At 69.7% G+C, this 22,414-nt stretch carries 18 protein-coding genes and 1 pseudogene; 10 read left to right on the top strand and 9 right to left on the bottom strand.

What is annotated here, in order from left to right; genetic code table 11:
- Nucleotides 1–19: 19 nt before the first annotated feature.
- The 3 genes from C3486_RS03165 (at nucleotide 20) to C3486_RS03175 (ending at nucleotide 3,614) form a co-directional block, all read left to right on the top strand.
- Nucleotides 20–1,087 (top strand): glucose-1-phosphate thymidylyltransferase, encoded by a 1,068-nt coding sequence (locus C3486_RS03165; RefSeq protein WP_103830976.1) that lies wholly within the window; start codon nucleotides 20–22, stop codon nucleotides 1,085–1,087.
- The gene (rfbB, locus tag C3486_RS03170) at nucleotides 1,084–2,070 is read left to right on the top strand and encodes a dTDP-glucose 4,6-dehydratase (protein WP_103830977.1); all 987 of its coding nucleotides are present in this window, start codon (nucleotides 1,084–1,086) and stop codon (nucleotides 2,068–2,070) included. Before C3486_RS03165 ends, rfbB begins: the two co-directional genes overlap by 4 nt.
- A gap of 119 nt (nucleotides 2,071–2,189) precedes the next feature.
- Nucleotides 2,190–3,614, top strand: a complete 1,425-nt coding sequence (locus C3486_RS03175) for a peptide MFS transporter (RefSeq protein WP_103830978.1) — start codon at nucleotides 2,190–2,192, stop codon at nucleotides 3,612–3,614.
- A gap of 312 nt (nucleotides 3,615–3,926) precedes the next feature.
- Here the strand turns inward: C3486_RS03175 and C3486_RS03180 are convergent, their stop codons facing one another.
- Nucleotides 3,927–4,511 (bottom strand): TetR/AcrR family transcriptional regulator, encoded by a 585-nt coding sequence (locus C3486_RS03180; RefSeq protein ID WP_103830979.1) that lies wholly within the window; start codon nucleotides 4,509–4,511, stop codon nucleotides 3,927–3,929.
- 226 nt (nucleotides 4,512–4,737) lie between these two features.
- Between C3486_RS03180 and C3486_RS03185 the strand changes: the two genes are divergently transcribed.
- On the top strand, nucleotides 4,738–5,676 hold the full coding sequence (locus C3486_RS03185) for an alpha/beta fold hydrolase (RefSeq protein WP_103830980.1): 939 nt from the start codon (nucleotides 4,738–4,740) through the stop codon (nucleotides 5,674–5,676).
- 163 nt (nucleotides 5,677–5,839) lie between these two features.
- Here the strand turns inward: C3486_RS03185 and C3486_RS03190 are convergent.
- The 3 genes and pseudogenes from C3486_RS03190 to C3486_RS03200 all read right to left on the bottom strand — a co-directional run.
- A pseudogene (locus C3486_RS03190) lies at nucleotides 5,840–6,522 on the bottom strand (transcriptional regulator); the annotation flags it as partial.
- Nucleotides 6,523–6,617: 95 nt separating this feature from the next.
- Nucleotides 6,618–7,514, bottom strand: coding sequence for an MBL fold metallo-hydrolase (locus tag C3486_RS03195; protein ID WP_103830981.1), 897 nt, complete (start codon nucleotides 7,512–7,514; stop codon nucleotides 6,618–6,620).
- Between the two features lie 462 nt (nucleotides 7,515–7,976).
- Nucleotides 7,977–9,539 carry a long-chain fatty acid--CoA ligase gene (locus C3486_RS03200; protein WP_103830982.1) on the bottom strand — a complete coding sequence of 521 codons (1,563 nt, stop codon included), beginning with the start codon at nucleotides 9,537–9,539 and terminating at the stop codon, nucleotides 7,977–7,979.
- A gap of 159 nt (nucleotides 9,540–9,698) precedes the next feature.
- Here C3486_RS03200 and C3486_RS37125 point away from each other — a divergent pair, with 159 nt between their 5' ends.
- Nucleotides 9,699–9,842, top strand: a complete 144-nt coding sequence (locus C3486_RS37125; protein WP_181138423.1) for a hypothetical protein — start codon at nucleotides 9,699–9,701, stop codon at nucleotides 9,840–9,842.
- Here C3486_RS37125 and C3486_RS03210 read toward each other — a convergent pair.
- The 5 genes from C3486_RS03210 to C3486_RS03230 all read right to left on the bottom strand — a co-directional run bounded on the left by C3486_RS03210 (nucleotide 9,832) and on the right by C3486_RS03230 (nucleotide 15,756).
- The gene (locus C3486_RS03210) at nucleotides 9,832–11,064 is read right to left on the bottom strand and encodes an acyl-CoA dehydrogenase family protein (protein ID WP_103830984.1); all 1,233 of its coding nucleotides are present in this window, start codon (nucleotides 11,062–11,064) and stop codon (nucleotides 9,832–9,834) included. The two genes, C3486_RS37125 and C3486_RS03210, sit on opposite strands and share 11 nt — an antisense overlap.
- Before the next feature lie 165 nt (nucleotides 11,065–11,229).
- Complete coding sequence (locus C3486_RS03215) at nucleotides 11,230–12,597, bottom strand: NAD(P)/FAD-dependent oxidoreductase (RefSeq protein WP_103830985.1); 1,368 nt, start codon at nucleotides 12,595–12,597, stop codon at nucleotides 11,230–11,232.
- Between the two features lie 7 nt (nucleotides 12,598–12,604).
- The gene (locus C3486_RS03220) at nucleotides 12,605–12,985 is read right to left on the bottom strand and encodes a hotdog domain-containing protein (protein ID WP_103830986.1); all 381 of its coding nucleotides are present in this window, start codon (nucleotides 12,983–12,985) and stop codon (nucleotides 12,605–12,607) included.
- The gene (locus C3486_RS03225) at nucleotides 12,982–14,643 is read right to left on the bottom strand and encodes an NAD(P)/FAD-dependent oxidoreductase (RefSeq protein WP_103830987.1); all 1,662 of its coding nucleotides are present in this window, start codon (nucleotides 14,641–14,643) and stop codon (nucleotides 12,982–12,984) included. The genes C3486_RS03220 and C3486_RS03225 overlap by 4 nt, the downstream gene beginning before the upstream one ends.
- 117 nt (nucleotides 14,644–14,760) lie before the next feature.
- Nucleotides 14,761–15,756, bottom strand: coding sequence for an alpha/beta hydrolase (locus tag C3486_RS03230; protein ID WP_103830988.1), 996 nt, complete (start codon nucleotides 15,754–15,756; stop codon nucleotides 14,761–14,763).
- 169 nt (nucleotides 15,757–15,925) lie between these two features.
- On the opposite strand from C3486_RS03230, the gene C3486_RS03235 reads away from it, so the two are divergent.
- The 5 genes from C3486_RS03235 to C3486_RS03255 all read left to right on the top strand — a co-directional run bounded on the left by C3486_RS03235 (nucleotide 15,926) and on the right by C3486_RS03255 (nucleotide 22,410).
- Entirely contained in the window at nucleotides 15,926–16,588 is a 663-nt protein-coding gene (locus C3486_RS03235; protein ID WP_103830989.1) for a hypothetical protein, read from the top strand.
- The gene (locus C3486_RS03240) at nucleotides 16,581–17,954 is read left to right on the top strand and encodes a glutamine synthetase family protein (RefSeq protein WP_103830990.1); all 1,374 of its coding nucleotides are present in this window, start codon (nucleotides 16,581–16,583) and stop codon (nucleotides 17,952–17,954) included. The genes C3486_RS03235 and C3486_RS03240 overlap by 8 nt, the downstream gene beginning before the upstream one ends.
- Nucleotides 17,951–18,760, top strand: coding sequence for a gamma-glutamyl-gamma-aminobutyrate hydrolase family protein (locus tag C3486_RS03245; RefSeq protein WP_258052562.1), 810 nt, complete (start codon nucleotides 17,951–17,953; stop codon nucleotides 18,758–18,760). Before C3486_RS03240 ends, C3486_RS03245 begins: the two co-directional genes overlap by 4 nt.
- Nucleotides 18,757–21,243, top strand: coding sequence for an AMP-binding protein (locus C3486_RS03250; RefSeq protein ID WP_103830992.1), 2,487 nt, complete (start codon nucleotides 18,757–18,759; stop codon nucleotides 21,241–21,243). The genes C3486_RS03245 and C3486_RS03250 overlap by 4 nt, the downstream gene beginning before the upstream one ends.
- A gap of 69 nt (nucleotides 21,244–21,312) precedes the next feature.
- Entirely contained in the window at nucleotides 21,313–22,410 is a 1,098-nt protein-coding gene (locus tag C3486_RS03255; protein ID WP_103830993.1) for a Zn-dependent alcohol dehydrogenase, read from the top strand.
- The last annotated feature ends 4 nt before the right edge of the window (nucleotides 22,411–22,414 follow it).

Raw genomic sequence — 22,414 nt, forward strand, 5'->3', positions numbered from 1 at the left:
AGACCCACGGAGTGAACACGTGAAGGCACTCGTCCTGGCCGGAGGTGAAGGGACTCGGCTCCGGCCGATCACCCACACCTCTGCCAAGCAGATGGTCCCGGTGGCGAACAAGCCCGTCCTCTTCTACGGGCTCGAAGCCATCGCGGACGCCGGCATCGAAGAGGTCGGCATCATCGTCGGCGACACCGCCCAGGAGATCCAGGAAGCGGTGGGCGACGGCTCGAAGATGGGGCTGCGCGTCACCTACATCCCACAGGAGCAGCCACTGGGGCTCGCCCATGCGGTGCTGATCGCCCGGGGCTTCCTCGGCGACGACGACTTCGTGATGTTCCTCGGTGACAACTTCATCCTCGGAGGCATCACCGGCATCGTGGACGCGTTCCGCAGGGAACGCCCCGACGCGCAGATCCTCCTGACCCAGGTCTCCGACCCCCGGGCTTTCGGCGTGGCCGAACTCGACGCGTCGGGACGGGTGACCGGGCTCGAGGAGAAGCCGACCCATCCCAAGAGCGACCTCGCTCTGGTCGGCGTCTATCTCTTCACCCCCGCGGTCCACGAGGCGGTCCGGGCGATCACACCGTCATGGCGCGGCGAGCTCGAGATCACCCATGCCATCGAGTGGCTGATCCACCGGGGCAAGGACGTACGTTCCACGGAGATCTCCGGCTACTGGAAGGACACCGGAGGGGTCGAGGACATGCTGGAGGCCAACCGGACGGTGCTGGAGACCCTGGTCACCCGGATCGACGGCGACCTGGACGACGCCAGCGAGATCACCGGGCGGGTGGAGGTCGCCGAAGGCGCAGTGATCCGCGGATCCCGCATTGTCGGGCCCGCGGTCATCGGAGTCGGTACCTCGATCATCAACTCGTACGTCGGCCCCTTCACCTCGATCTCCGACCACTGCCGTGTGGAGGACAGCGAGATCGAGTTCTCGATCGTCCTCGGCGACTCCTCCATCACCGGTGTCCGCCGGCTGGAGTCCTCGCTCGTAGGGCGGAACGTTCAGGTCACCCCCGCGCCCCGGACCCGGGCGGCGCACCGTCTCATCCTCGGCGACAACAGCAAGGTGCAGATCTCCTCATGACGAACAGGATCCTGGTAACCGGCGGAGCCGGATTCATCGGCTCGCACTACGTCCGCACGCTGCTCGGCACCGACGGCCCCGGCGACGTCGGAGTCACCGTTCTCGACAAGCTCACGTACGCGGGCAACCCGGCCAATCTCGACGCGGTGCGCGACCACCCCGGGTTCGCCTTCGAGCAGGGTGATGTCTGCGATGCCGCACTCGTGGACCGGCTGGTAGAGGAGCACGACCAGATCGTCCACTTCGCGGCCGAGACCCATGTGGACCGTTCGATCACCGGCGCCGACCCCTTCGTACGGACGAACGTCGTGGGGACGCAGGTACTCCTCGACGCGGCTTCGCGGCACGGGATCGGCACCTTCGTTCACATCTCCACGGACGAGGTGTACGGCTCCGTCGACCACCCCTGCCTCGAAACGGAACCGCTGCACCCGACGTCCCCGTACTCGGCCTCCAAGGCCGCCGGCGACCTTCTCGCTCTCGCCTACCACCGCACCCACGGTCTGGACACGCGGATCCTGCGCTGCACCAACAACTTCGGGCACCACCAGTTCCCGGAGAAGGTCATACCGCTCTTCATCACCCACCTCCTCCAGGGCCGCAAAGTGCCGTTGTACGGCGACGGCCTCAACGTCCGGGAGTGGCTGCACATCGACGACCACGTACGAGGCATCGAACTCGTACGGGCCCAGGGCAGACCCGGCGAGATCTACAACATCGGCGGCGGCACGGAGCTGTCCAACCGGGAGCTGACCCAGCGGCTGCTCACCGCGTGCGGTGCGGGCTGGGAGATGGTCGATCACGTCCCCGATCGCAAGGGGCATGACAGGCGCTACTCCGTCGACTTCACCAAGATCCACACAGAGCTCGGATACCGGCCGCGTCGGGACTTCGACACGGCGCTGGCCGAGACCGTCGACTGGTACCGCGAGAACCGAGCCTGGTGGGAGCCGCTGCGCGCCCACGTCCCTGCCGCCGCCTGACCCTGCCCCACCGGGGCCCTACCGAGGAGGCGGCCGTGGCAAGCCCGAGCCGACCGCACGACCGCAGCAATGACGCCCCGCTGCGTCCACGGACCGGAGAGACGCGGCCCCATGAGGGGATGCATCCGCCGCCCGCGGAATTGGGTGGCGCCCTGGGGCCGGGAGCCCGACGTGGGTTCCTCACCCTGCTTGGCGTCGACCTCTGGGAGCGGTTCAGCTTCTACGGGATGAGCGCGATCCTGGTCCTCTACCTCACCGCGCCGCCTGCCAATGGCGGCATGGGCATGGCACCCCGGACAGCCACCGCGCTGTTCGCCACGTACATGTCGCTGACCTTCATGGCCGGACTGCCCGGCGGCTGGCTGGCCGACCGGGTGCTCGGTGCGCGTCGGGCCGTGCTCCTGGGCGGCGCCCTCATCGCGGTGGGGCACGCCGTCCTCTCTGTTGGCTCCGCACCCACGCTCTACGCCGGGCTGGGGCTCATCATCGTGGGCACGGGCCTCGTCAAGCCTTCCCTTGCCGCCATGGTGGCTGCCGTCAGCGGCGGGGAGAAGCGCGAGGAGGCGTTCGGCCGCTTCTACATGTGCATCCAGGTGTCCGCGCTGCTCGCCCCCGTCGTCACCGGCCTGCTCGCCGAGAGGGTCGCCTGGCACCTCGGCTTCGCCGCCGCGGCGTTCGGCATGGCAGCAGGTCTGGCACAGTTCGGTGTCGGCCTCCGTGCCTTCGAAGAGGTCGGCCGCGCCCCGGCGCGCCCGCTTCCGCGGGAAGCGGTCCGGACCGCGGTCGAGCGGGCAGCCATGGTCCTGGCGGCCGTCGCCGTCACGGTCACCGCGGTCGCCCTCGGTGTGCTGCCTCTGCCCGCGGTGCTGGCACTGCTGGGCCTGACCACCCTCGCCATGCCCTTCCTCTACCTGCGTACCCTCCGCCGCCGGATGCCTGTCGACAGCAAGCCGCTCGCGGCGTTCACGGCCGTGATGGGGGCCTCCGCCGCCTTCTGGATGATCTTCGCCCAGAGCGGTTCGGCGCTCGCTCTCTTCGCTGAGCGCCATACCGACCGCACCCTCCTCGGCTTTGACATACCGGCGAGCTGGCTCCAGTCGGTGCACCCCCTGTTCGTCCTGTTGCTGGCCCCGCTGGTGACGAAGTCGCGCGCCACCGTCCTCACAAAGGTCGCGGGCGCGTTGGGCGTGGCGGGCCTGAGCTTCGTCGTCATGGCCGTGGCCGCCCTGCGGGCCCAGGCCGGTCCGGTCTCCACGGCATGGCTGGTCGTGGTCTACCTGCTGTACTCCTTCGGCGAGATCGTCCTCGCTCCGGCCGGTCTCGCCCTCGCCGCCGCAGTCGCCCCGACGGGTTTCACCAGCCGGTTCCTCGGCCTCAACGGCATGTTCGCCGCAGTCGGCGTGGTGCTGGGCGGCCAGCTGTACCGGCTGACCGCGGTGCTCCCGCTGCCCGCCTACTTCCTGCTGCTGGGCACCGCCGTACTCGCGGTCGGCACCACCGTGGCCGCCACGGCCCGCCGTCTGCGCTCCCACCTGCCGATCTGATGGCCCGCCGCCTCACGCGGCGAGGGCAAGTCGTCCAGGAAGTGGAACAGGCGGTCGGCTTCGACCACACCGAGGCGCGCGGCTACCGGGCCGGCCGACTGCGGCCATCCCCAGGATGCAGCGGCTTCTCATCGTGAGCACACGGCGCAGACAACAAGTCCCGGACTCCGCGCTCCACTTGGTCCGGCCCGATGGGCGACGAAGCCATCAGGCCCCGAGCCCGGCACCACTGCCGCGCACGCCTCGAACCCATGTAATGACCGTGCGTGCCAGGCTGCGAGTCCGACGGCCGTAACGGCCGCGTCCGATTCGTTACGCGCGCACCGCCTGCGACAGGGCGTCGACGGTCACGCCCACGATGGCCAGGAGCTGCGCCCGGCTCGCCCCGGCCCTGCTCATGACGGCGAGCGACTGGTTCACGGCCGCCGCGTGCAGTGCGAAGGTCTCTGCGTCCTGGTCGGTCAGCCGGCCGGCCTTCAGCGCGGCGCGCAGGCGCCGGCGCTGGAAGCCGAGCGCCTGCTCGGTGTGCGCCGCGACGCTCGGACTCAGCGCTGGGATCGCCATGGCCGACTGGGCGATCAGGCATCCGTCAGGTACTTCGGGATCGGCGATGCGCTCGAGGGTGACGTCGAAGAACGCACGAACGGCGGCCACGGGGTCCGAGGCCGCACACGACAGGGCGGCGTCGTACTTCTCGCCATAGCGCGCGGCGTAGCGATCCAGGCAGCGCAGGAAGAGTGTGTCCTTGTCGCCGAGGGAGGAGTAGATGGAACTGCGGTTCAGGCCGGTTGCCCGGGACAAATCACCCAATGAGGTGTCGGCGTAGCCGTCGCGCCAGAACTGGATCATCGCGGCGTCGAGCGCCGCGTCCATGTCGAACTGCTTCTTGCCTGCCACGCGGGCACTTCCTTGCCGGTGCTCGATGGTTCGTACGGTGTTGCGCACCATTCTATCTTGAACTGACCGGTTCAAGATGTGTTAGCTTTCCAGTGTGGCGGTCATGGCGAGGCATGCGGCGCACTTCGCGCACCACGCGGTCCGCAAGAAACACACCACGTGGTCCCAGCCACCGCCGTCAGCTGCACCGTCCCCACCGCACACCTCACACCGACGGAGGATCCCCGTGACCGGCCCGGCAACCAGTACTCCGCATGTCTCCGAAAGCAACCCCGTCCGCGACCTGCCCCTGCAGCATCTGCCCGGATTCACTCACCGCTGGGTCGACGCGGACGGCGTCCGCCTTCATGCCGTCGAAGGCGGACGGCCGAGCGGCCCGGCCGTCGTCCTGCTCGCCGGCTTCCCGCAAACCTGGTGGGCCTGGCGAAAGGTGATGCCCGGCCTCACCCACCGGTTCCGCGTCATCGCGATCGACCTGCCGGGTCAGGGCCACTCCGAGCGTCCGGAGCGCAGCTACGACACGCACACGGTCGCCGCACACGTCCACACCGCCGTGCAGGCTCTCGGAGTGTCGACCTACTCCCTGGTCGCCCACGACATCGGTGCCTGGGTCGCCTTCTCCCTCGCCCTCAATTTCGAGAGCCACCTGCACGGGGTCGCACTGCTCGACGCCGGAATTCCCGGTATCACTCTCCCGGAGGCGATTCCCACCGACCCTGAACGGGCGTGGAAAACCTGGCACTTCGCGTTCCACACCGTGCCCGACCTGCCCGAGACGCTGCTTGCCGGCCGCGAACGCGAGTACGTCGGCTGGTTCCTGAAGGTGAAGGCCCTGGCTCCCGACACGTTCGACGACGCCGAGCTCGACCACTACGCGGCGGCCGTCGCCGCCGACGGCGGCCTGCGCGCTTCCCTCGCGTACTACCGAGACGCCGCGGAGTCGGCGCGCAAGAACCGGGAGGCGCTCAAGCGGCGGCACCTGACCGTGCCCGTCCTCGGAATCTCCAGCAGCCACGGCTCCGTTCCGGACATGGCAGCCTCCCTCAGCCCGTGGGCCGACAACACCGCCCGAGTCGTCGTGCCCGACGCCGGACACTTCATCCCCGACGAGCAGCCCGAAGCCGTCGCTGCCGCGATAGCGGACTTCATCTCCGCCGACGACTGACACCCGCGTAATGCCAAGCTGGATTCGCGGGGCAGCATCATTGTTCTGAGCGATGATCTCAACGGGCCAACGGCCCCTGGGTACAGGTCGACGACACCGCCGAGGGGTGTCGCTCCGCGAAGCGCACGCCGCAGTCCCCTCGCGTGAGCCGGCCGCACGCGTGTCAGTTGCTCGGCACGGAATCCGCCGACGGCTGCGTTTCCTGCGTGGCGGCCCAGGAGGCGAGCAGGCGGAGGCCTTCTTCGGAAGGGGAGGCGGGTTCGGCGGTGTAGACGGTGAGGGTGAGGCCGGGGTCGGCGGCCATCTCCAGGCCCTCGTAGGCAACGGTGAGCTCACCCACGGCGGAGTGGTGGAAACGCTTCGTCCCGGCGCCGTGAAGGCGGACGTTGTGGGCGCCCCAGCGGGTACGGAATTCCTCACTGCGGGTGGACAGCTCGCCGATGAGGTCGTGCAGGTCTTTGTCGTGCGGGTTGCGGCCGGCTTCGGTGCGCAGATGGTGTCGGCGGCGGAGTCCCAGTCGGGGGAGAATCGCCGGGAGACCGGGGCGGGAAAGTGGAAGCGGGCGAAGTTCGGCGGCCGGCAGCTGCTGTGGTAGACGTCGCGGTAGAAGCCGCGGGCCAGCCGATTCGCGGCGAGCAGGACCATGCGGCCGTTGCGGACGAAGGCCGGTGCTTCGGTGATCGCGTCCAGGGTCCATCGCAGGCTGCGGTGTGGTGTCCGCTGTCCCTTGGTGCGTCGGCGCCGGGGCCTGGTGAGGGCCTCAGTGCCGTCGGCGGTCTGGGCCGGATGGAGGAGGTGGGCGCGTTCGGCGTCGTCGAGCTGGAGGGCGCGGGCGACGGCTTCGATACCCGCCCCCCGCACCACTCTGCCGCCGCAGTCTCCGCAGCCTCCGCCAGGACCGTCAGGGCAGGCTTCGCCACAGCCCGCTGGCACTGCGTGGGCTACGCGGCGCGGAAACGCCCTGGTGCCACCTCCGCGACCCGTCCTTCGCGCAGCAGCCGGTCCAGGTGACGTACCGCCGTTCTCCGCTCCACCGGGCGTACCTGTGCTCCTTCGACGTGCGGACGGTAGACCAGGCGGTGATCGACGATCTCCTCGACGGTTCGGGGTTCGCTGAGGAGGGCCAGGAGGGTTGCCTCCCGCTCCTTCACCACGCCGGCGAAGGCGTCGAGCCGGCGCCGGAACTCGGCCGCGCCCTCGATCACGCCCTTCTGGTGGGAGGTGCCGTACCAGCGCGCGTCGATCTCCCGGCACCGGCGCATCGACGCCTCGAAGTCCACGAGGCTGCTGCCCACGTCGCCGTAGTACGGCCCGAACGACGTCAGGTCGATGTCCGCGATGAAGAGGAAGCCGTCGGGCTCGATCAGGAAGCCGCTGTGGCCTGCGGTGTGGCCGGGGAGGTGCACGACGGTGACGGTGCGTCCGCCCAGGTCGAAGACGGTGCCGTCGGCGAACCCCGTGGCGTCCGGACGGCCGTGCACGTGGAAGTGGTCCCGCAGCCCCCTGTCGGCCTCGTCGACCGCCTCGGGTGCGAGACCGAATCCGGCGACCAGGGCCTCGCGGGAGCGCAGCGCGTCGAGATCCCCGTGGTGGACGTGGACCGGCACCGTGTAGCTGCCGAGACCTGCGATGTGGTCCTCGTGGGCATGGCTGACGAGGACCACGTCCGCGGGCGGCGCGTCCTCGACGAGTGACAGCGAGGGGTCGACGACCAGTGATGCGGTGGTGCCGCGTACGAGCAGTGAATTGCTGTACGGGTAGGCGCCCCGCTTCGGGCCGACGAGCACGTTGACCTCACCGAATTCCACTGCCGTGTATCCGGTTGAGCGCGTTTCCATGGTGGCGACCTCCTTCTGTTCGCTTCCGTCGGTCGTCCGACATCCGATCGAACGCCCACACCACACGCAACACCGGAGAGTTGAAGACGAGTGCGGGAGCGAACCGCGGCCGTCGCTCCACCGATCCGACCTGGGAGCCCAGTGTCGGAACGGGCATCATCCGCCGGTTCACCACTGTTGTCGGGCGGAACGCGCGGCAGTGGGACCTGTTGGCCGTTATCAGCGGAACCTGTTGGCCGTCATCGCGATGAAGGAAGGCTTCCGCCTTCGCGCCAGGATCATCGGCGCCGTCCCGGAACGAGTGCGCCAGGGCGCCCTGGTACGGCCGGCCACCTGCGACGGGTTGCGTTCCCAGGAGGTCGCCTTTCAGCTCTGCGACGCACCGTACTCCCGGTGGGGCTGTTGGTCCGCGAGCACCGGCAGGTCCGGTGCCGACCACGGTGGGTGCGTACGCCTGGCGTGTCACTGCTGCGTACTGCGGGCCAGTTCGCGCTTGAGGATCTTTCCGGTGGCGGTCATCGGCAGGCTGGGGACGAATTCGATGATGCGCGGGTACTTGTAAGATGCCATCTCTTTCCTGGCCCAGGCGACGAGATCGTCGGAGGTGAGGGAGGAACCGGGCTGGAGGATGACGAAGGCCTTGACCTCTTCGCCGTGGCTGGCGTGAGGCACCCCGATGACGGCGGCCAGGCTGACGTCCGGGTGCCGCATCAGGACTTCTTCGACCTCGCGCGGATAGACGTTGAAGCCTCCTCTGATGATGAGGTCCTTTGACCGGTCGACGATGTAGTAGAAACCGTCCTCGTCGCGCCGTGCGAGATCGCCGGTGCGGAGCCAGCCATCGCGGATGACCTCGGCGGTGGCCTCCGGCCTGCCGTAGTAGCCCTTCATCACGTTGTGGCCCTTGACCGCGATTTCGCCGACCTGGCCGCTGCCGGTCACCTCGGTCCAGTCGTCGTCGATGAGCTTCAGTTCGACGCCCCAGACGGGAACTCCGATCGATCCCGGGCGCGGGTCGAGATCAGGGTCGCTGAATGTCGCGACGGGAGAAGTCTCCGACAGACCGTATCCCTCGAGCACCGTGATCCCCAGGCGCCGTCTGACCTGGTGTGCGGTCTCCATGGGGAGTGCGGCACCGCCGGAGATGCCGATCCGGAGGTTGCTCGCGATGCGCTTGACGTCGACGTCGTCGGTGAGCGCGTTCAGGAGCCCCCACCACATGGTGGGCACGCCGGCGAAGAACGTGATGGGCTCGCGGCCCATCAGGTCGACGACCTCGCGCGCATCGAAGCGCGGAACGAGGTGGAGAGTGGCGGCCATCGAAAAGCCCGCGTGCAGCTGGACCGTGGCACCGAAGGTGTGGAAGAGCGGAAGGCAGACCAGGTGGCTGTCGGAGGCTGGTGTACTGCGGAACAGCCGGTTGCATGCCAGCACGTTCATCACCGTGTTGGCGTGCGACAGCTCGGCGCCCTTGGCCTGTCCGGTGGTCCCGGAGGTGTAGAGGACGGCCGCCGTGTCCGTGGGCTCGGTCGTTACCGAGTCGAACGTTGTGCCATGGCCGGCCAGGGCGCTGCCGAGCGTCTCGGCGCCGTCGAGGGGGCTGGGAGCGGCGGGGCCATCGGTGATCAGGAAGAAGTGCTCGACCGCCTCGACCTGCTGGAAGCCGGCGAAGCCTTCGGCGCCCATGGGCAACTCGGGGGTGCCTTCGAAGCAGAAGTACGCCCTTACGCCGGCGTCGTCCAGGTGGTAGGCGATCTCGCGGCTTTTCAGCAGCACGTTGAGCGGGACGACAGCTGCGCCGGCCTTGAGGATGCCGTAGTAGACGATCGGGAAGTGCGGCAGGTTCGGACAGCTGAGGGCCACTCTGTCGCCGGGGCGGATCCCGCGCGCCACGAGCAGGTTCGCGACTTGGTTGGCCGCGGCGTTCACCTGGCGGTACGTCAGGCGGGCCGGGCCCAGTACGACAGCTTCGCGGTCGGGGTACTTGCGGGCGGAGTCTTCGAGCAGGATCGACAGGTTCAACATGGTGATTCCTCGTCAGCCTCGCGGCGGGCTTGCTCGCCCGCGGGTGGGATCGTGCGGTCCGCGCTTCATCCCCGGCGCGCACGTGTATGCCGTCATTGCGGGAAACCGGCGAAGACGCCGTACCGGGGTTCCCCTGTGCCGCCGTACGGCCAGAGACCGGTGGCCGCCGAACCCGTCCACGGTTTGTTCGGCAGCCTCGACCGCCGCGGCGAGCGGCGGGCGGCGACGACGGCGATCGCCGGGCCGATGCCGCGGCTGCCGCCCGACATGAGCAAGGTGCGGCCCGCGAGGCTCAGCCGGTGATCTCCTTGCCGAAGATCCCGCGAGCGATGACCCACTTCAGGACCTCGTTCGTGCCCTCGTAGATCTCCCCGATCTTGCTGTCGCGGTAGATCGCCTCGACCGGCCCCGGAGTGGCGTCGGCGCTGAGCTCACGGGCGAAGCCGAGACCACCGAACGCCTGGACCGCGTCGCGCGCCATGTCGACCGCCAGCCGGCTTCCGTACTGCTTCGCCATCGCGGCTTCCGGCTCGGGAAACACCTCGCCGGCATCACGGCGCAGCGCGGCCTTCAGGTAGAGGTTGCGGGCGTTCTCGATCTCCGTGGCGCGGTCGGCCAGGAGGAACTGCCAGTGCTGGTTGGCGGCCAGCTTCCGTCCGAAGGCCTCCCGGGTCGACAGGTGCGCGACAGCGTGGTCGAAGGCGGCCTGCGCCATGCCGACACCGGCGGCGGCGATGCCGATGCGGCCCAGCGTGAGCGTGGCGAGCGCGTGACGGAGTCCGTGTCCCGGCTCGCGGCCGAGCAGAGAGTCGCTTGTCAGCTCGACGTCCTCGAACCACACGTCGGCGGTGAGCTGGCCGCGGTTGCCCATCTTCCGGTCGGGCTCGCCGACTCGCACTCCGGGCAGGGAGGTGTCGACGATGAACATCGAGAGCCGGTCGCCGGTGCGCGCGAGCGTGACGATGAATCCGGCGACCGGTGAGTTGGAGATCCACCGCTTGCGGCCGTTGAGGATCCAGCCGTCACCCTGCTGGACGGCGACGGTCCGCACCGCCTGCGGGCTCAGGTCGGACGATGCCTCGGGCTCGGTGGTCGCGAAGGCACCGACGACCGAGCCGTCCGCGACCCGGGGCAGCCACTGCTGCTGCTGTGCGGGGGTGCCGTGGGTCAGGGCATTGCCGGCCAGGATGCAGTGCACGTCGAACACCGCCGCGATGCTGCTGGAGTAGTAGGCCAGCTCCTCGATGGCGACGGCGGTCGCCGTGACCGGGTGGGCCAAGCCGTCCCCGTTCACCTCGGCGGCGAAGGGCACCCGGAACAGGCCGGCGGAGGCAAGGCCGTCGAAGACGTCCTGCGGGAAGCCGTCGACGCGCTCGTCCCCGTTCGCGATCCGGCGGGCGGCGGGGGCGACGACGTCGGAGGCGATCTTCCGCACTCGGCCGCGGAGCTCCTGGGTCTCCGCGGGGGAGAGGAGGTCGTGGTAGAGCCGGTCCGCCTGACGGGCGGGGGGCTGTGTGGCAGGCATGGTTACCGTCCTTGCATGGGCAGCAGCGAATGGCGGGGCGAAGGTGACGGACGAGTGGCCGCCGGAGCGGGCGGCCGGAGAACGCGGTGAGCGTCGGATCGTCAGCGCACCGGGTCGGATCGTCAGCACACCGGGGTTGGATCATCAGCGCAACGGGGCGGATCGTCAGCGCGCCGGGCGGGACAGGCTCGCCAGAACCTGCTTCGCGGCTCGCTCGCCCGACGAGGCCGCGTCGGCGAGTGAGGGCATGTCGAGCTGGTAGTCGCCGGCCAGATGGACGGGGCCGAGGTGCCGGCGCAGGGTCGGCAGTGAGGCACGTCCGCCCGGCTGCCAGAAGGGCACGACCCGGTGGTGACGTCGGACGATCCCCTCGTCGAGCTTCCCCTCCAGCTCGGGGTAGAGCGAGAGGAGGTCTGCGGTGAACCGAGTGACGATCTCCTCATCGGTGAGCTGGAACAGACTGTCGGCCACCGCACCGCCCGCGAAACACGCCAGCGCGCCGCCCGGCTGACGTGGGCCGGTACCGCGCAGGGCCGCGGCATGGTTGAACATCGCCTGGAACGACAGCTGCGGTGTCGACACGGCCATGTAGTCGTCCCACCGTTGTGGGCCCTCTTCGCGGGTGAAGTAGCCCACCACCACGTACCGGCCGTAGTGAATGTCCTCGAACGCCGCCCGGTACTCAGGTGGGAGACCGGGCATGAGCTTCACCGCCACGTCGCTGGGGACGGCCACGATCGCACGGCGGGCGCGCAGCCGCGCCGGTCCGTTCCCGTCCTCGTAGTCCACGACGACGCCGTCCTCGGTCCACTCCACCGACCGCACCGGCGAGTTCACCCGCAGCCGGTCGCCGAGATCGGCGGCCAGGATGTCGGTGAGGGTCTGGTTTCCGCCCGCCGGGAGGGAGAAGTTCGGAACCTTCGCCGGGTCCGTCAGGAGAATCCCCATCGAGATCGCGAACTGGGTCGCCGCTGTCTCCTCCGGCTCGCAGCCCATCCACTGCCCGGACCAGGACCGGACCATGGCCCGCGCGACGTCGGAGTGAATGCCGCGCAGCACGTCCGACGCGGGGCGGGCGTCGAGTGCCGCCCGGACCCGCTTCGCCAGAGAATTGTCGGGGTTCATCGTCAGGAACGGGACGGCCGCGAGGATGCGGGCGCCGACGGCTGCCAGCCCGACCCGGTCCATGAGGGTCATCCTGGAGCGGAGCATCAGGCCGAACGGATTCGAGGTGTCGACCTGCTTTCCGTTGAGCGCGAGGGCCACCTTCTTGCCCGCCAGTGACCCCATGGGGATCCGGTGGCGTTCGAGGGCGTCGATCAGGGTGCCGGTTCCCTCGGTGAACTGGGTTCCGAGGTTGATCCAGTAGTCGCCCCGGCGAACCGACTCCACGCGGCCCCCGGCCCGGCCGGAGGCTTCGAGCACGACGACGTCCCGGTCCGACAGGGTGGTCGCCGCCATCAGCCCCGCCATGCCGGCACCGACCACGACGATCTCGCACGCCTCTTCACGTACGTCTCTCGATGTGTCCATAGCTGTATCAACTTCCGTTCTCGACTGCGCCGGCAGGGACGACGCCCGTCCCTCGGGCGCGAGTGGCGACGATGGGTTCGGCGAGTACCTCGGCGCGGCCGGTCTCGTCCAACGAGCGGCAGATGATGCGCAGTTCGAACTCGACCGTGCGGCTCCGGTGGCCCTTGGACGCGAGGCGCGCCTCTGCCTCGATGACGTCTCCGCCGCGGACCGGCGCGAGGAATTCCACCGAGGAGTACCCGGCGAAGAGGCTCTCGTGGCCGTCGAGGGTGATCGCCAGGTGTGTTCCGGCGTCACCGAACAGCTTCAGGCTGTATGCACCGTCGACGAGGTTGCCGGCGTAGTGGGCGTCGGAGTGGGCGACGTACCGCTGGTGGACGACCTTCACGCGATCTCCTCGTCGATGCGGCCTATCCCGGGGGCAACGGCCTGGCCGTCGATCCGGACGCCGGGGTAGCCGCGCTTGGCGATCTCGTTGCACATGCGGCGGTACTTGCCGACGCCGCCGACGTAGCCGAGGAAGGTGGCCGGCTTGCCGGACACGTTGGAGCCGCGGTACCAGGAGTCGGTGCTCGCGTAGAGCGTCTGGTTGACCGTGGCCTCGGTGATGCTCACCCAGTCGTCCTGGGCCTCGGCGGTGGGTTCGATGACATCGCTGCCCGCGGCCTTGGCATGGGTGATCAGGTCGGCGATCCAGTCGACCGCCTGCTCGATCGTCACGATGACGTTGCTCGCGAGTGCGGGGCTCTGAGGGCCACCGATCATGAAGAAGTTGGGGAATCCGGCGGTCATGATGCCCAAGTAGGTGCGTACGCCGTCGCTCCATGCGTCCTGGAGCCTGCCTGCCTCCGGCGTCGTGACGTTGAGTGCGAACAGCGGTCCGGTGAAGGCGTCGAAACCGATCGCGAGAACGACGGCGTCGGCCTCGTAGGAGCCGCCCTCGGTGACGATGCTGTCGGAGGTCATGGTCGTGATCGGCTCATCACGCAGCGAAACGAGCGAGACGTTCGGGCGGTTGAACGTCTCATAGTAGTCGGTTCCGAAGCAGCTGCGCTTTGCGCCCAGCGGGTGGAACTGGGGCTCCAGCAGGGACGCGGTCCGCTGATCGTGGACGATCTGACGGATCTTCTGCCGCATGAAGTCCGACGCCGTCTTGTTGGCCTCGAGGTCGGTGAGGAGGTCGGCGAACTCCGCGCCGACGCCGAGGAATCCGCTGCGCTCGTAGGCCCGCTCGTAGCGCTCCTGGCGCTCCTCGTCGGAGACGTCGAAGGCACGGTCGGTCACCGGGCGGTCCGGGATTCCGCCGGGGGAGTGCCGGCACTCCTCGCGGATGGCGGGGTACTTGCTCTTGATCTCGGCGACCGTCTCCGCCGGCAGTGGGGCGTTGCGGGCGGGGAAGACGTAGTTGGGGGTCCGCTGGAACACGGTCAGGTGGTCGGCCACCTCGGCGATGAGCGGGATGCACTGCACGCCCGACGATCCCGTGCCGATGACGGCGACCCGCTTGCCGGCGAGGTCGTCGAGCGAGATGGTCCAGCGGCTCGTCGACACCGTCAGCCCGGTGAAGTTCTCCAGGCCGGGCACGTCGAAGTCCTTCGGCGTCGACAGACCGCCCGAGCCGGCCAGGAGGTAGCGGCCACGGCGGGTGCCGCCGGAGTCGAGGGTCAGCTCCCAGAGGTGCTCCTCCGCAAGCCAATTCGCCGCGACGACCTTGGTGTTGAACGAAAAGTGCCGACGAAGGTCGAAGCGGTCGGCGACGTGGTTGATGTAGCTCAGGATCTCTGCCTGCGGGGCGAAGCGCTCGCTCCAGGTCCACTCCTGCTGGAGCTCCTCGCTGAACGAGTACGAGTAGTAGACGCTTTCGACGTCGCACCGGGCGCCGGGATAGGTGTTCCAGTACCAGGTGCCGCCGACGTCGGGGGCGGTCTCGTACCCGGCGAACGTCCAGCCCTTCTCGGCCGCCTTGTGGGCGGCGTACAGGCCGGAGAACCCGGCGCCGACGCACAGGACGTCGACGACCGGGGCGGTGGAGGAGGTGTCAGTCATGGTCTCTGCCTTCTCGTGGTCCAGGGGAGCTGAGGGACGGCACGGAGGTAGTCAGTTGTCTAGGTCGAGTGACTAAGAAAGTAGCCATGGGCCGTGACCTTCGTCAATGCCCGGCGGTCAGCAGGGAGCCGAGGGCGTGGCGGCGCGAGCGGCGGCGATGTCTCGCAGGTGCCGGGCCACGTCGTCGATCGCCGCGTCGGTCTTGGCGAAGGCGCCGACCTCGGTGAAGAAGCCGTGGAACACGCCCGAGTGGCGTATGGAGGTGGTGGGTACGTCGTCGTCCTGCAGTCGCGCGGCGTACGCCTCGGCGTCGTCACGCAGCGGGTCGACCTCGGCGGTGAGGACCAGGGCCGGCGGCAGTCCGCGCAGGGATGCCGCCTTCATGGGGGCTGCGTACTCATCCACGTCGCCCTGGCGGCCGGGGCCGATGTACTGCTCCCAGAGCCAACGCGCATCGGCCGCGGTCAGCAGGGGTGCGTCGGCGAACCGAGTCCACGATGGCGTGGCGAACCGGTCGTCGACCGCGGGATAGACGAGGACCTGGGACACGGGGAGCGGGCGTCCGTGGTCCCGGAGGTGGAGGCAGAGCGCAGCGGCGAGGTTGCCGCCGGCGGAGTCACCGCCGACGGCGATCATGCCCGGATCGATGCCCCAGTCGGAGCCTGACTCGCGGAGCCGGGCCAGCGTGTCGAGCGAGTCCTCCAGGGCCGCCGGATACGGGTGCTCCGGGGCCAGCCGGTACTCCGGGGAGAGCACTGCCCACCCGGATCGGGCGGCGATGGCGCGGCAGGTCTCGTCCACTCCGTCGAGGGTTCCGAGAACGAATCCGCCGCCGTGCAGATACAGCAGCACCGGCCGCAGGTCCGCGGCCGGCGGGCCGGGCGGGTGGTAGAGACGCGCACGGAGCGGTCCTGAGCGAGCGCGGACGGTCACCTCGTCGACTCGGTCGAGGGGTGTCAGTGGGGGGTCGGACGGCGTGCTCGCCAAGAGCTCGCGCGCCGCCCGGACGCCGAGCTCGCGGACGGGAGTCGTGAGTACGGCTGCGATGGCCTGGGCCGCGAGCCGGGCGTCGGCGTCGAGACGTTCCCAGTGCGGGGGGAGTGGCCTGTTCATGGCACGGCCTTTCCGAACGAGATGGAAACCGGGTGTTGACAGCGTGTGACCCGTACCTCAGCATCATAGTCATCCGTTTCAGTCAACTGACTAAGAAATCTCGGATTCGTTCGAGCCGGTGCGGCGTCACCACGTGACGCGGGGCTCGTGAAGTCGAAAGGACCGAAGGATGACGGAAACCACGACGGCCCTGACGTCGGCGTCTGCGGGTGGCGCAGACGTCGGCGTCAGGATCGAGGACGATGCGAGCCCCGTCGTGCGGTTGATCGCCCGTACGCTGCGCGACGCTGCTCGCGCCGGGCACGCCGTCGACGCCCTGACCAGGTCGGCCGGCACCGTGGCAGTGCGCTCCCACGACACGCCCCAGGCCGCGACGATCACCTTCGGTGACGACGGGATCGACGTGGCCGGCGGGGTGCCGGCCGAGCCCGACGCCGTCATCACGGTCGACCTCAACGCGCGTTTCGCGCCGACGGCGGAGCCCTCCGGTGACGACGGCCTGGCCGGGGACGTCCTGCGGGCGCTCACGCCGCCGCTGCCCGAGTGGCGCGACGCCGCTCAGCGGTTCTGGGACGCGACACGTTCGCTGCCGGGCATTCCCGATGTGCTGATCGCGGTCACCGAAGGGCCCGAGGGGCTGGAGCAGGTCGTGCTCGGCGACGGCCCCACGCAGTACCTGGTCGCCGGCGCTCCCGAGACGCTCGCCGGCGTGTTCTCCGGCGCGGACGACCTCATGGCCGTCCTGTCCTCGGGTGCCCTGGGGATCCAGGGCACCCTTTCCCAGCTGTCGGTGATGACCGGCGCCTCCTGGAAGGTTCGTTACGATGTCTGAGCTCAGCACCGCCGCCACGAGCGCGCCGCTCCGCGACTCCGGCACGCGAACCGTCCGGCTGGAGGCGACGAACCACGAGGGGTGTCTCCTCGGCAAGAACGTCTCGTCCGAGAAGTTCGCCGCGGGGAAGGACGCCGGTTTTGCCTTCGCGGATCTCCTGTTCGGCCTCGACCTCGGCAACGTTCCCGTCTTCGGTTCCGCCTTCCCCGCCTGGCGTGGCCACCTCGACGACGTCTACCTCCGTCCCGACATGTCGACCCTCGTCGAGTGGAGGCCGGGCCTGGACTCGGTGATTGGCGACTACTGGCTCAAGGACGGCACACCCGTGCCGATCTGCCCGCGCAACCTCGTACGCAAGATGACCGAGCGGCTGGCCGGCAACGGATTCACCGCGACCGTCGCGGTCGAGATCGAGGCGACCGTCTTCGAGGAGTCGATCCACGAGGCGCGTGCCCGCGGGTACCGCGACCTGACTCCCTTGGGCGGCAGCGCGGGTACGGCGTACCACCTCGCCAAGTCGAAGGACTGGACCGACTACATGAACGCCGTGGCCGAGCGCCTCGACGAGGTCGGCATCGAGTGGGAGGCCTGGAGCGACGAGGACGCCGCCGGCCAGATCGAGCTCAACCTCGCACCGGGCGACCCGGTCAAGGTCGGCGACGCCTGGGCACGGACCCGCCAGATCATGCGCGAGGTCGCGTACGAGCGCGGGCACACCGTGACCTTCATGGCCAAGCCCACCGCCGGGTACGGCCAGGCATCCCACCTCAACCTCTCCCTGCAGCACGACGGCCACAACGCGTTCTACGCCGAGGACGGACCGTCGGCCACGATGCTGCACGCCATCGGCGGGCTGCTGGCGACGATGGAGGGCAACACCTCGATCGTGCTGCCGCAGATCACGTCGTACCGGCGGCTGGTCGACCTCAGCGGGCCACCGGTCACGGTCAGTTGGGGCATCAGCAACAAGACCACCGCGGTACGCGCCGTCTGCGGACACCCCGAGTACTCCCGCCTGGAGTACCGCCTCCCGGGCGCGGACGCCAACCTCTATCTCGCCCTCGCGGGCGTGCTGGCCGGCGTCATCGCCGGGATCGAGCGGAAGATCGACCCGCCCGAGCAGGTCACCGACATGGCGTGGTGCCTGCCGCCGGGCCTGGGTGTCGAGCGGATCCCGGACACCATCACGAAGGCCGCGGCGGCCCTGGACGCCGATCCGATCCTGCGCGAGCTCCTCGGCGACGAGTTCGTCGACTGCTGGATCGCGTCGCGCAAGTGGGAATGGATGCAGTTCCACACCGCCGGCGGCGACCCGTTCGCCGAGCTCTCGGAGTGGGAGTCGGTCCGCTACTTCGAGCTGCCGTGAGCACGCGTGAGGAGGCCGCGACGGTGCGGCCGCTGATCGGCATCACCGGGCGGCGGTACCGGCTGGAACTGCTCAAGGGGTCCGACGAGCGGTACGGCGACCGTTGCACCGACAGCTACATGTCGGACTTCGCCAGCCGCATCGCGCAGGCGGGCGGACTCCCGGTGCACCTGTCGTACGACACCGACGCGACGGACGTCTGCCAGTGGCTGTCCGGTGTGGTGATCACCGGCGGACAGGACGTCCATCCGGCGTGCTGGGGCGGCGACACGGCAGTGGCCCGCGACATCGATCCACGGACGGACCCGATGGCCCACGACGTGGCCCGGGACGAGTACGAGATCGAGCTCGTCCGGGCCGCGCTGGAGCGGGGGACACCCGTACTGGGCGTGTGCCGTGGCATGCAGGTGCTCAACGTCGCCCTCGGCGGCACGCTCATCGCCGACCTTCCGCCCGGCCCCGTGAGCCACCTGTCGGCAGCGGCCGCACCGACCGACGGCACCGCTGACCACCTCGTGACCTTCGCGCAGGGCTCGCTCGCCGCCGGCCTGTTCGGCGAGCACGCGCTGACCAACTCCTGGCACCACCAGGCAGTCGACCGCTGCGGCGCCGGACTGGTCGTGACCGGGCGGACGAGTGACGGCGTGGTCGAGTCGGTGGAGCTCCCAGGGGCACCGGTGCTCGGAGTCCAGTGGCACCCGGAGTGGATGAAGAGCGCGGACCCGGCGCTGACGTGGATCGTGCGGGCCGCGGCGGAGCTGCTCACGGCCCACCGCGATGAAGAGAGGCAGGGGAGCTTGCGATGACCGAGAACGTGGCAGCCGGGCAAACCGGTCGCACCCGCTCGCGCCCCCTGCCGGTAGTGCGGCCCGAACAGATGGGCGCCGACCCCGCCACCCCGACCCTGACCGAGCTGCTGTCGCAGCGCGCACAGGATGCACCGGAACGGGAGTTCCTGCGCTTCGGCGAGTGGTCGTGGAGCTTCGCCGAGATCGACGCATGGAGTTCCCGGCTGGCACACCGGCTGATCGAGCTCGACGGAGTACAGCCGGGCGACCGTGTTGCGATCATGCTGCCGAACGTCGTGCACTGGCCGGTCGGCTGGCTCGCCGTCCTGAAGGCCGGCGCGGTCGCCGTTCCGGTCAACTGCTCCTACCAGCGGGGCGACCTCGCCTTCGTCCTCCGGGACTCGGGCGCACGCGTCGCGTTCACCGACTCCGAGCGGTCCGGGCTGATCGCCGATGTCCTGGCGACCGAGGGCGGGCTCGCCGGCTTCCGTGTCATCGACGTCGCCGACGACGGGTCCGAGCCCTTCCCGGACACGGCACCGGCGGTGCAGATCGAGGCCGGGACGCTGGCGAACCTGCAGTACACCTCCGGCACGACCGGTTTCCCCAAGGCGTGCATGCTCACCCACGACTACTGGGTCAGGCTGGGCTGGATCTGTGCGGCGGCGACCGGACTCGGTACCGAGGACGTGCTCCTGACGGCACAGCCGTTCTCCTACATGGATCCGCAGTGGAACACGGCGCTCGCACTCACGGTCGGTGCCCCGTTGGTCGTGTTGCCGCGGTTCTCCGCTTCGACCTTCATGGCGGACGTCCGCCGGCACCGCGCCACCTTCTTCTACGTCCTCGGGTCGATGCCCACGCTGTTGTTCAAGCAGCCGCCGGCGCCCGAGGACCGGGACAACGACGTACGCCAGGTGTTCTGTTCGGGCATTCCCGTCGGTCTGCACGCGCAGCTGGAGGAGCGCTGGGGCGCGCCGTGGCGGGAGATCTACGGGATGACCGAGTCCGGGGTCGATCTGTTCAGCCCGTTCGACGACGCCGGTGCCGTCGGGAGCGGGAGCCTGGGGCGGCCGGTGCCGACCAAGCAGGTCCGCGTCGTCGACTCCGCCGGTGCCGAGGTGCCGGCCGGCGAACCCGGCGAGCTGGTCATCTCGGGCAAGCCCATGATGAACGGCTACTGGAACCGCCCGGAGGACACGGCCAGGGTCCTGCGCAGTGGGGGTCCCCCCGGCAATGAGGGCGTAGCCGACGGGGGAGGGGGTCCTCCCGGCAATGAGGGCGTAGCCGCCGGGGGACGCTGGCTCCACACCGGTGACGTCGTCGTACGCCGGCCCGACCATGGCATCCAGCTGGTCGGGAGGATCAAGGACATGGTGCGCCGCGGCGGCGAGAACGTCGCGAGCGTCGAGGTCGAGGCCGCCCTGGAGCGCGACGATGCGGTGGTCGCGGCCGCGGTCGTCGCCGAACCCGACGAGACCCTCGGTGAGGAGGTCAAGGCATTCGTCCAGCCGGCGGCCGGCGTGCCGTGGAATCGCGCGACGGCCGAGGAGATCGTGGAGCGGGCCGGCAAGGAACTCGCTCGCTTCAAGGTGCCGCGCTACGTCGAGTTCGTCGCCGGCTTCCCCCGGACGCCGTCCGAACGCATCGCCAAGGCGGCGCTCAAGGTACGCGCGGCGGACGAGCCCGGCGTGACCTACGACCTGGGCGCACGGCGGAGCAGGACGGCGGCACCCCACGCATCCGGCGGCGGATTCCTCGACGCCGACGTCGTGCGCGACGTTGCCGTGCTGACGCTCCGGCGGCCCGAAAAGCTCAACGCCATGGACGTGACCACCCGGCTACGGCTGGCCGCGCTCATCCGTGAGTTCGGGACCGGCGAGCGCGTGCGCGGGATCGTGCTCACCGGCGAGGGGCGGGCCTTCTCCGCGGGAGAGGACCTCCAGAGCGCGCCGTCCACGGACGCCGAGTTCCGTGCGGCGTTCGCGAGCTTCCACGACATCACCCGGGCCATTCTGGAGACACGGGTACCCGTGGTCGCGGCGGTCAACGGACTCGCGGTCGGGGGAGCCTCGGAGATCACGCTGTGCTGTGACGCCCGCATCGGAACCCGGGCGACGGAGTACTACCAGCCGGAGAACGGCCGGGGCATCACGATCTCGAACGCGTCCAGCGTGCTGCTGCGGCGCCTCATCGGGAGCCACGCGATGCGCATGGTGCTCGGATCGCCCCGGGTCCGGGCCGACGAGGCGCTGCGGATCGGGCTCCTGGACGAGATCGTCGAGCCCGACGCCCTGATCGGCCGGGCCATCGACACCGTCATCGAGTGGACGCCCGAGGGGAACACCACGGCCCTTCACCTCGCTCTCCTGCGCCCTCAGGCGGAGGAGGTGGAAGCGGCCTTCGCCCGTGAGGACCGCGCCGCGATGACGGCGTGGGAGAGCGGCGTCCTCAGCGCGGGGATCAAGGGCTTCTGGTCCGCCAGGGGCACCGATGCGTGAACCCCGCCCCGGGCTCGCCGGCACCTGCAACAGACCCATGCGACAGGAAACGACAGAGGGGACGTCGACATGATCGACACCCAGGCCGCGGTCCTCACCGCGGTCAATGAGCCGCTCGAACTGACCGACATCCGGGTGGACGACCCGGAGCCGCACGAGGTGCGGGTCGCGGTCACGAACGTGGGACTGTGCCACAGCGACCTGCACTACATGACCGGCACGGTGCCGACCGGCCTGCCGGTCGTGGTCGGGCACGAGGTGGCGGGCGTGGTAGAGGCGGTCGGGGCGCAGGTGTCCGGCCTGCGCCCCGGGGACCGCGTGGTCGGCGCACTGACCCCCTCCTGTGGCCGCTGCGTCAACTGCGAGGCGGGACGGTCGACCCAGTGCCGGCGCATCGAGGAGGTACGCCGCCGCCCGCGGCCCGCGTTCCGGACCGTGGACGGCCGGCCGATCGAGCGGCTCGGCGACATCGGGGCGTTCTCCCGGCACGTCCTCATGCGGGAGAACGCGCTGGTAAGGCTCCCCGACGAGGTGCCGCTGCACGTCGGGTGCCTCCTGGCCTGCTGCGTGATCACCGGCGTGGGCGCCGTCTTCCGCGGCGCCCGGGTACGGCCGGGCAGCACGGTGGCGGTCATCGGCTGCGGCGGCGTCGGATCGGCCGTCATCCAGGGGGCCAGGCTCGCCGGAGCGTCGGCGATCGTCGCGATCGACCTGGACGACGCACGGCTCAAGGCCGCGCGCGGCTACGGCGCCACCCATGTCATCAACGGCGGAGAAGGTGACGTCGTCGCCGAACTCCACCGCCAGTTGCGCGACGGAGTGGACTACTCCTTCGAGGCGGTCGGCTCGGCCCGTACCGCGGCGACGGCCGTGGCCCTCCTGCGCCCGACGGGCACCGCGTGTCTGGTCGGGATCGCGCCCGCAGGTACCGAGCTCAGCATCCCGGCAGCGGACTTCTTCTTCGAGGAGAAGCGGCTCATCGGCTCCTACATGGGCTCGGGACAGGCGCGCCAGGACGTCCTTCAGCTCGCGCGCCTGTACCAGCAAGGACGCCTGCTGCTCGACGAGATGGTGACGCGGGTCATCCCCTTCGAGGAGATCAACGAGGGCTTCGAGGCGATGACGTCCGGTGACGTGACCCGCATCGTCGTCGATCTCCAGTCCTGACCGA

Source organism: Streptomyces sp. Ru73, assembly GCF_002920575.1.
In the GTDB taxonomy this organism is placed as follows: domain Bacteria; phylum Actinomycetota; class Actinomycetes; order Streptomycetales; family Streptomycetaceae; genus Streptomyces.